9 protein-coding genes are annotated in these 9,420 nt (G+C 35.3%); 8 read left to right on the top strand and 1 reads right to left on the bottom strand.

Translation table 11 applies throughout. The features are described 5' to 3' along the window. The first annotated feature begins 62 nt into the window (after window positions 1–62). Window positions 63–1,274, top strand: a complete 1,212-nt coding sequence (locus HMPREF9402_RS12085) for a M20 family metallopeptidase (protein ID WP_006785003.1) — start codon at window positions 63–65, stop codon at window positions 1,272–1,274. 75 nt (window positions 1,275–1,349) lie between these two features. Beyond that, window positions 1,350–2,282 (top strand): cysteine synthase A, encoded by a 933-nt coding sequence (gene cysK, locus HMPREF9402_RS12080; protein WP_009607471.1) that lies wholly within the window; start codon window positions 1,350–1,352, stop codon window positions 2,280–2,282. A gap of 47 nt (window positions 2,283–2,329) precedes the next feature. Here the strand turns inward: cysK and HMPREF9402_RS12075 are convergent, their stop codons facing one another. After that, the gene (locus HMPREF9402_RS12075; protein WP_006785005.1) at window positions 2,330–2,761 is read right to left on the bottom strand and encodes an Hsp20/alpha crystallin family protein; all 432 of its coding nucleotides are present in this window, start codon (window positions 2,759–2,761) and stop codon (window positions 2,330–2,332) included. Window positions 2,762–2,896: 135 nt separating this feature from the next. Between HMPREF9402_RS12075 and HMPREF9402_RS12070 the strand changes: the two genes are divergently transcribed. The 6 genes from HMPREF9402_RS12070 (at window position 2,897) to HMPREF9402_RS12045 (ending at window position 9,409) form a co-directional block, all read left to right on the top strand. Beyond that, complete coding sequence (locus HMPREF9402_RS12070) at window positions 2,897–3,889, top strand: LacI family DNA-binding transcriptional regulator (RefSeq protein WP_009607467.1); 993 nt, start codon at window positions 2,897–2,899, stop codon at window positions 3,887–3,889. Window positions 3,890–4,236: 347 nt separating this feature from the next. Next, window positions 4,237–5,613 carry a sucrose-specific PTS transporter subunit IIBC gene (locus HMPREF9402_RS12065; RefSeq protein ID WP_009607469.1) on the top strand — a complete coding sequence of 459 codons (1,377 nt, stop codon included), beginning with the start codon at window positions 4,237–4,239 and terminating at the stop codon, window positions 5,611–5,613. A gap of 84 nt (window positions 5,614–5,697) precedes the next feature. Next, window positions 5,698–6,666 carry a carbohydrate kinase family protein gene (locus HMPREF9402_RS12060; protein ID WP_009607466.1) on the top strand — a complete coding sequence of 323 codons (969 nt, stop codon included), beginning with the start codon at window positions 5,698–5,700 and terminating at the stop codon, window positions 6,664–6,666. A 25-nt stretch (window positions 6,667–6,691) separates the two neighbouring features. After that, window positions 6,692–8,122, top strand: coding sequence for a glycoside hydrolase family 32 protein (locus tag HMPREF9402_RS12055; RefSeq protein WP_009607468.1), 1,431 nt, complete (start codon window positions 6,692–6,694; stop codon window positions 8,120–8,122). A gap of 151 nt (window positions 8,123–8,273) precedes the next feature. Next, window positions 8,274–8,852 carry a chromate transporter gene (locus HMPREF9402_RS12050; RefSeq protein ID WP_009607470.1) on the top strand — a complete coding sequence of 193 codons (579 nt, stop codon included), beginning with the start codon at window positions 8,274–8,276 and terminating at the stop codon, window positions 8,850–8,852. Further along, window positions 8,849–9,409, top strand: a complete 561-nt coding sequence (locus tag HMPREF9402_RS12045; protein ID WP_006785011.1) for a chromate transporter — start codon at window positions 8,849–8,851, stop codon at window positions 9,407–9,409. Before HMPREF9402_RS12050 ends, HMPREF9402_RS12045 begins: the two co-directional genes overlap by 4 nt. The last annotated feature ends 11 nt before the right edge of the window (window positions 9,410–9,420 follow it).

Here is a 9,420-nt window from a genome sequence, read left to right as displayed (position 1 = left end):
TTTTTAAGTGTCAAACATTTATCTAAAGTTATAGATAAAGATTATTTTTTTAAAGGAGGGATATGGTGAGGGATATTAACTCTTACATCACAACCATAAAAAATCAGATTGAGAAAAACCACGATGAGATTTTGTCATTAAGTCATGAAATTCATGATAACCCTGAAATTGGGAATCAAGAGGTAAAGGCTTGTAAATGGCTAACCGATTTATTAATCAAGCATGGATTTGAAGTGAAGGTTAATATTGCGACTCATCCGACGGGTTTTATTGCACGTAAAAAAGGGCAGAATAAAGGGCCTGTTATTGGATTATTAGCTGAATACGATGCTTTAAAGGGCTTAGGTCACGCGTGTGGACATAATATTATCGCGATGACGAGTGTAGCGGCAGGGATTGCACTTGCCCAAATCATCGATCAAACAGGTGGAGAAATTGTGGTGTTTGGAACGCCGGCTGAAGAGGGTGGACCTCATGGGAATGCAAAAGCCTCTTATGTTGCGGCCAATTTGTTTGAAGGTGTTGATGTTTGTATGATGATTCATCCTTTTCATACAACAGCTAAAACCCAGCCGACACTCGCGATTGTTCCGATTGAATTTGAGTTTTTTGGAAAAGCTTCTCATGCAGCCTCTGCACCTGAACAAGGGGTTAATGCCTTAGATGCTATGATTTTGTTTTATAACGGTGTTAACGCACTTCGTCAACAAAGTCCACGTGATGTTTTATATCATGGGATTATTACTCATGGCGGTGAAGCACCTAATATTATTCCAGATTATACAAAAGCAAGTTTTTATATTCGAGCTGCGCATCACGAAACTTGTTTAATTTATAAAGAAAAGATTTTACACATCGGAAAAGGTTGCGCTGAAGCAACAGGATGCGAGTTTAAGTATAACGATGATTTTAATCAAGTTCATGAGATGTTAATCTGTGATCGATTTGAACAGTTATTTATTGAAGAAGCAAAGAGATTAGGGTTAGAAGTTAAGTTAGAAGGTGCTAAAAGCATTGGTTCAACGGATGCCGGAAATGTGAGCCAAGTGGTTCCAACGATTCACCCAACACTTAAAATTTGTGATGAGTCCATTACGATTCATACCCAACACTTTAAAGAAGCTGCTATTTCAAAAGTAGGAGATCAAGCTATCTTAGATGGAGCATTGATTTTAGCTTCGATTGGGCTTCGATTATTAACAGAAGAATCGTTATTAAATGAGATAAAAAATGAATTTGAACAACTAAAATCGTTAAAGAGTCTAGTCAACTAAAGACTCTTTTTTAGTTTGTTTGTCATAATTGTAGGTTTTTTTTGAGTATACTATAGTAAAAAAGGGGGAATTATAGTGGACAAAGTGGCACATAGTTTAATTGAGTTAATTGGACATACTCCGTTGTTAGAATTATGTCAGTACAATCAGCAAGAAGGAGTTTTGGCTTCTATTGTTGCTAAACTTGAGTATTTCAATCCTGCAGGAAGTGTAAAGGACCGAGTTGCTTATTCGATGGTATTAGCAGCAGAGGAGGAAGGGAGATTAAGTAAAGACTCAGTTATTATTGAACCAACCAGTGGGAATACTGGGATTGGATTGGCTTTTGTTTGTGCAGCTAGAGGGTATCAACTAACTTTAGTCATGCCAGAAACAATGAGTCTTGAAAGACGTCATTTACTAAAGGCACTAGGTGCAAATTTAGTTTTAACAAAAGGCAGTGACGGAATGAAGGGCGCTATCGCTAAAGCAAATGAATTATGTGCTAGCACACCTAGAGGAATTATTTTACAACAGTTTGAAAATCCAGCTAATCCGCGCATTCATAAGCAAACGACCGCACTTGAGATTTGGGATGATTTAGAAGGGAATATTGATGTATTTGTAGCAGGTGTTGGGACGGGGGGAACGATTACCGGTATTGGTGAAGTTTTGAAAAAGAAGAATCCTGATATTAAAATTATTGCTGTTGAGCCGAAAAGTTCGCCTGTTTTGTCAGGAGGAAAACCAGGTCCTCATAAGATTCAAGGAATTGGGGCAGGATTCGTGCCTAAAATTTTAAATCAATCGATTATCGATGACATTGTGCAAGTTAGCGATGAAGATGCCATTACAACGTCGCGAAAGTTAGCCAAATCAGAAGGATTGTTAGTTGGTGTTTCATCAGGAGCAGCTGTTTTTGCAGCAACTGAGCTAGCAAAACAAGAAGCATATGCATTTAAACGAATTGTTGTATTATGTCCGGATACAGGAGAACGATATTTGTCAACAGGTCTTTATGAACTGTAATAAAAAAAGACGACTTTCACGTTTTAGTGAAAATCGTCTTTTTTACTTTATAGAACGTTAATGACACGACGGTTAATCACGGTAGTTGCCTTTTTAGGGAAGATAATGGTTAGGGTATCCTGATTGAGCCTAGCTGTGATTTTATTACTTTCAACATCGCCTAAATTGAATGTTTGAGAAAAAGAGCTAGATTGATAACTTTGAGCCCCATCTTGCGTTGCCTGATATTCTTGTTTAACTGTTAAAATTAAGAGTTGATCTTCAACCACAAGTTGAATGTTTTCTCTTTTTAAATTAGGAAGAGTTAGCGTAAAGATGTATTCTGAACCTTGATCGATGAAAGAGGTGTTGTTCATTGTATTAAAGCTTGATTGAAATGAATTGAACATCATATTTTCCATCTGATTAAAAAGATCAAAAAAACCATTACCACTAGAAACTTGATTAGTCTGATTTTTAAAAGGTGTCAAATTAAACATAAAAATGCCTCCTTTTTAGCTGTTTTAGATTTTCTTCTTATTATATGTGTGATTGCCTCGAAATGTGCTCTATGATTAGACGTTAATTTATGCTAACATTAAAGAGGTCTAATATTTTATTATATGGTGATAAAAATGAATATTGTGGAGATTGCAAAGTTAGCCGGCGTTTCTAAATCGACGGTTTCAAGATATTTAAATGATGGCTATGTCAGTGAAGATGCCAGTACGAAAATTAAAGAAGTGATTGAAAAAACAGGATTTGTTCCAAAACGTCAAGCACAAATTATGAGAACACAAAAAACAAATTTAATCGGTGTTATTGTTCCTAAAATCAGTACTGAAACGGCAGCCCGCGTTGTTGAGGGAGTGACTAAAGAGTTAAGTAAGTATGGTTATGAAGTGTTGATTGGAAATTGTGAGTTATCGATTGAAAAAGAAATGGACTATTTAAAAGTATTTCGTAGTTATCAAGTCGATGGTATTATTTTCATGGCAACAGAAATAACACCTAAGCATTATGAGTTGATGGATCAACTTAATGTCCCGATTGTGGTTTTAGCACAAAGAGTTGAAAATTATCCATGTATTATTCACGATGACTATCATGCGAGCCGAGATGCTGTTAGGTTTCTTTTAGAAAAAGGCCATGAATCAATTGGATTTATTGGAGTAGGTGAATATGACGTGGCAGTTGGGGTTGAGCGTAAGAGAGGATATAAAGATGAGTTAATGGCTCAAGGAATAGCAATTGATGAGAATTTAATTCAAATTGGTGATTTCTCTCAGCAAAGTGGGTATCGTTTAGCAAAAGAGTTAATGGGGTTAAAGCGTCGACCGACTGCTATTTTCGCGGTAACTGATCATTTAGCCATTGGATGTATGGAGTATCTAAAAGAAGCGGGATATAAAATTCCTGAGGATATTTCTGTGATGGGACTTGGTGATACACAAATTGCAGGATTAGTTACGCCTAAATTAACAACCATTCATTATTATTTTCAAACGTTAGGCGTTAGAGGAGCTAAGTTATTAGTTGATTATATTCAACAAGGGAAATCATCTACTAAAAATTGTGAAAGCAATTTTATTTTTACTTATAGACTTATTGAAAGAGATAGTGTATAATAATCTTCGAAATGGAGATTATTATTTTTTGTCCGCGGGGGGAACGTTCCCTTAAGGTGGGGATCAGTTAATATAGTTTATTTTGCTCCAAGCAATGAGTAAACGCAAATATTTTTATTAGAGAATGTGGGAACGTTCTCTCATTCTTTTGTAAAATAAGAAAGCGTATTCTAAGAGTGAATGAGTAAGATAAAAGAGTTAATCAACGCTATAAGAGAATCGTTTTATGAAAATATTAATCTTATGAGACCTATCATGGGGTCAATCTAATCTTTAAGATAATGTCCCGAATAAATGATTATCTTAAAGTAGAGCTTGTAAATATGAAATTTGAGGAGGAGTACTCAATGGCAAATCAAAATTATGCTGAAGTAGCAAAAGCTATCCTTTCTGCTATTGGTGGAGCAGAGAATGTTAATAGTGCTGCACATTGTGCAACACGTTTACGTTTAGTTTTAAAAGATGAATCAAAGGTTGATCAAGCTGCGATTGAAAAAATGGATATTGTAAAAGGTGTATTTTCAACGGCTGGACAGTTCCAAATTATTATTGGACAAGGGACAGTTAATCGCGTTTATGCAGAATTAGCATCACTTGCTGGAATTCAAGAAATGAGTACGGCGGATGTTAAAGATGCTGCGATGGAAAAATTAAATCCTTTCCAACGTTTCTGCCGTATGTTATCAAACATTTTCGTTCCAATTATTCCTGCAATTGTAGCCGCTGGATTATTAATGGGAATTTTAGGAGTTGTTGATAAAGTTGGTTTAGGACATTTAAAAGAAGAATGGTGGTTCATGTTATTAGATATGTTCTCATCAGCAGCTTTTAACTTCTTACCAATTTTAATTGCAATCTCTGCAGCAAAACAATTCAAGTGTAATCCTTACTTAGCAGCAACAATCGGGGGAATTATGATTCACCCTGCTTTACAAAATGCTTGGACACAAGGGACAGGATATGAAACAGTTAGTGTTATGGGATTATTTGATATGCCATTACTTGGATACCAAGGAACTGTTTTACCAATTTTAATTGTGATCTTTGTTATGTCTTATGTTGAGAAATATACTCGTAAATTCGTACCTAAGATGTTAGATATTTTATTAACTCCATTAATTACAGTCCTAGTAACTGGATTCTTAGCTTTAGTAGTTATCGGACCAATCGCTAACACAGTAGGTGGAGCAATCTCAACATTCTTCACGTATGCCTTAAATAACTTTGGAATCTTCGCAGGATTATTATTAGGTGGAACTTATTCATCAGTTGTTATCACTGGGATTCACCATAGTTTCCATGCTGTTGAATTAGAGTTAATTGGAAATACTGGATTCAATCCATTATTACCAATCTGGGCAATGGCAAACGTGGCACAAGGTGGGGCAGCATTCGCAGTTTACTTTATGACTAAAAATGCTAAAACAAAAGCAATCGCTTTACCATCTGCAGTTAGTTGCTTATTTGGTGTAACAGAAGCAGCAATCTTCGGTGTAAATATGAAGTATGGTCGTCCATTTATCGGGGCAGCAATTGGTGGTGCTTTAGGTGGAGCATATGTTGTGATGACTAAAGTATTATTTACAGCTGTTGGTGTAACTGGATTACCAGCCTTAGCTATCACTGCACCAGGAACAATGTTAAATTATTTAATCGCAATGGGAATTGCACTTGCAGGTGCATTTATTGCAACATGGATTCTTGGAATTAAAGAAGAAAACTAATATTTAAATATTGAGATCAAAGATGAATAATGGGAGTTTCCCACTATTCATTTTTGCGTATATAAAGAAAAGGAGAACGGTATCATGAAAAAAGTCATTGCAATCGGAGAAGCATTAATTGATTTCATTCCACAACAAAAAGGAGTCGCTTTAAAAGACGTTGAAGGATTTGTGCGTGTTCCAGGAGGAGCACCATTAAATGTGGCAGCAGCCGTTGCAAAATTAGGTGGTCGTGCACAAATGTTAACCAAGTTAGGGGTAGATGGATTTGGAGATGCCATCTTAGAAGAAGTTAAACCTTTAGGTGTTGATGTGTCACGCATTAGTCGTACAAATGAGGCGAATACAGCTTTAGCATTTGTATCATTAAAAGAAGATGGAGAGCGTGATTTCTCATTCTATCGAAATCCAAGTGCAGATATGTTATTAAGTGCTGAAGAAATTTGTGAAGAAGATTTTGAAGAAGGAATTATCTTACACTTCTGTTCAGTAAGCCTAATTGATGCTCCAATTAAAGAGGCACATAAAAAAGCGATTGAATATACAACGAAGCATAATGGAATCATCAGTTTCGATCCAAATGTTCGCTTACCTTTATGGAAAACACCAGAAGCTTGCCGTCAAGCTATTTTAGAATTCTTACCATTATCAAATATCGTGAAAATTAGTGATGAGGAATTAGAATTTATCACAGGAATTAAAGACGAACAAGAAGCACTAAAATCATTATTTGTTGGTCACGTTGAAGTTGTCATCTATACGAAGGGGACGGAGGGTGCAGAATTTATTACGAAAGAACGTAATATTTCAGTTCCATCATTTAAGGTAAAAGCAGAAGATACGACTGGGGCAGGAGACTCTTATATCGGATCATTCTTATATCAAGTTTCAAAAGCAGCGACAAACTTAGAAGAATTAGTGAATTTAGATGAAGCTAAAGTAGTAGAAATCTTAACGTTTTCAGCCGCAACAGCAGCACTAACAGTTTCTAAAAAAGGTGCAATTGCAGCCTTACCAACAACAGAAGCAGTTATTGAAATGATGAATCGCTAAGCTATAAAAAATGGGAGGCTAGAGCATGATGACAAAAGAGCAGTTTATTAAAGAAATTGAAGCCCACAAACACGAAGTAATGAATAAAGTTACAACGGATGCTTGGCGCAATAAGTATCATATTATGGCCCCAATGGGATGGATTAATGATCCGAATGGATTATGTTATTTTAAAGGTTTATACCATGTGTTTTATCAATACTCTCCACTTGATGCAAAGGGTGGCTTAAAATTTTGGGGACATTATACATCGCCAGATATGGTAAATTGGACAGAGCATGAAATTGCCTTATATCCAGATATTGCGGCAGATGTTGATGGAGTTTATTCGGGTTCAGCCATTATTCATAATGATGAAATGTACTTATTTTATACAGGGAATGTTAAACATGAGGGGAATCATGATTACATCTTAACAGGACGTGAACAAAATGTAATTATGGTTAAATCAAGTGATGGATTTAACTTTTCAGAAAAACAAGTTTTATTAACAAATGAAGATTATCCTAAAAATATGGGCCTTCATGTTCGTGATCCAAAAGTTTGGGAAGAAGATGGAATGTTCTACATGGTTTTAGGAGCTCGTTCTGTTGACGATAAAGGATATGTTTTACTATACCAATCAACTAATTTAGCGGATTGGAAATTATTAAGCGTTCCTGCTGGTGGACTTGATGACATGGGATTCATGTGGGAGTGTCCAGATACATTCAAGTTAGAAGGTAAAGATGTTTTTATGTTCTCACCACAAGGAATAGACGCTAAAGGATTAAAATTCCATAATGTTTATCAAAGTGGATATGCGATTGGTTCATTTGATGAATCTAAACATGTTTTAAATCTAGGAGAATTTGATGAGCTAGATCGCGGATTTGATTTTTATGCGCCACAAACATTTATTAATCATGATGGACGTGTGATTATGTATGGTTGGGCAGGTGTTCCGGATGCAATTGAACATAAGAATCCAACGATTGAAAATGAATGGCAACATTGTTTAACCCTTCCACGTCAACTTGTCTTAAAAGGTGATAAAATTTATCAATTACCTGTTGACGAACTAAAAGCGATGCGTCAATCAGAAATTGCCATGAATAATTTATCTTTAGGTGAAAAGAAGGAAATTGAATTATTCGAAAACTATGCTTTTGAATTAAACTTAGAATTTACTAACTCAACGAAATTTAGACTTACACTTCGTGAAGATTTAAAATTATCTTATGAAAATGGTATTTTTACATTAGCGTTAGGTGAAAGTGGATATGGGCGTGATGAACGTTCGGTTGCGGTTGACACGATTGAAAATCTTCATATTTATTCCGATCATTCAATCGTAGAAGTTTATTTAAATAATGGAGCAGAAGTCTTTACAACTCGTATTTATAATAAGGAAGTTGATCAAAACTTAGTTCTTGAAGGTGAAGGGCAAGTTAATCTTGTAAAATGGCAATTATAATGTAAAAAAGAGAAATCACATGTGATTTCTCTTTTTTTACACATACCTAACTAACAAATTAACATAATGATATAAAATATGGAAATTATACTTTAGTAAAATTCTAAACGTGTTATAATGATAGAAATAGCTTTGATATGGGAGAGAGAGTATGAAAAAGGACGCTAATTTTTACTTTAAACTATTTTATTCAACGTTTTGTTTGAGTGCTTTTACTTTTGGTGGTGGCTATGTCATTGTTCCATTAATGAGAAAGAAATTTGTTAATGAATTAGAGTGGTTAGATGAAAAAGAAATGCTCGATTTGACTGCAATTGCACAATCAGCACCAGGGGCAATGGCGGTTAATGCTGCCATTTTAGTTGGATATCGATTAGCTGGAATTTTAGGAGCATTTATCACTATCTTAGCGACAGTTTTACCACCTTTAATTATTTTATCGGTTATTTCAATGTTTTATCAATTGTTTAGAGAAAGTATTTTGGTGGGTGCATTGATGTTTGGAATGCAAGCAGCGATTGGAGCTGTTATTGTAGATGTTGTTTTTGGCATGGCAAATAATCTTGTGAAAGATAGTGGGAAAAAGATGATTTGGATGATGTTAATCGTTTTTATACTCAGTTATATTTTCAATGTGAATCTAATTTTAATTATCATCACATGTGCACTAATCGGAGCATTTTCAGTTCATAAACATAGAGAAACAAAGGGAGATGAGGTGACAGAATGATTTATCTAAAACTATTTCTTAGTTTTTTTCAAATAGGTCTATTTAGTTTTGGAGGAGGATATGCGGCATTACCTCTGATAGAGGAACAAGTTGTTGTACAAAATGGTTGGTTAAGTATGACGGGATTCACAGATATTATAACGATTTCGCAAATGACACCGGGTCCGATTGCAATTAATGCTGCAACCTTTGTTGGAATGCAAATTGCAGGACTTCTAGGAGCCATTATTGCAACAATGGGGTGTGTTTCTCCATCTTGTATCATTGTCTTAACCTTAGCCTTTTTATATCAGCGATACAAAGAATTACCGATTATAAAGGGGATTCTGTTCGGTTTACGTCCTGCCGTTGTCGCATTAATTGCTAGTGCAGGTGTATCCATTATTTGTTTATCTTTTTTTGGGGAGGAAATATGGCCACCGAATTTGAATCATCTTCAGGTGGTGTCTGTGATTCTTTTTATACTTAGTTTAATTGGACTTCGTAAGTTTAAGCTTAATCCGATTACGGTCATGCTTATAGCAGGAGGAATTTCCGTTATCCTACAATTCATTTAAAATAATAAAAA

Source organism: Turicibacter sp. HGF1, assembly GCF_000191865.1.
GTDB classification, from domain to species: domain Bacteria; phylum Bacillota_I; class Bacilli_A; order MOL361; family Turicibacteraceae; genus Turicibacter; species Turicibacter sanguinis.
Note: the sequence above shows the minus strand (reverse complement) of the source record. Positions and strands in the feature narration are given on the sequence as shown.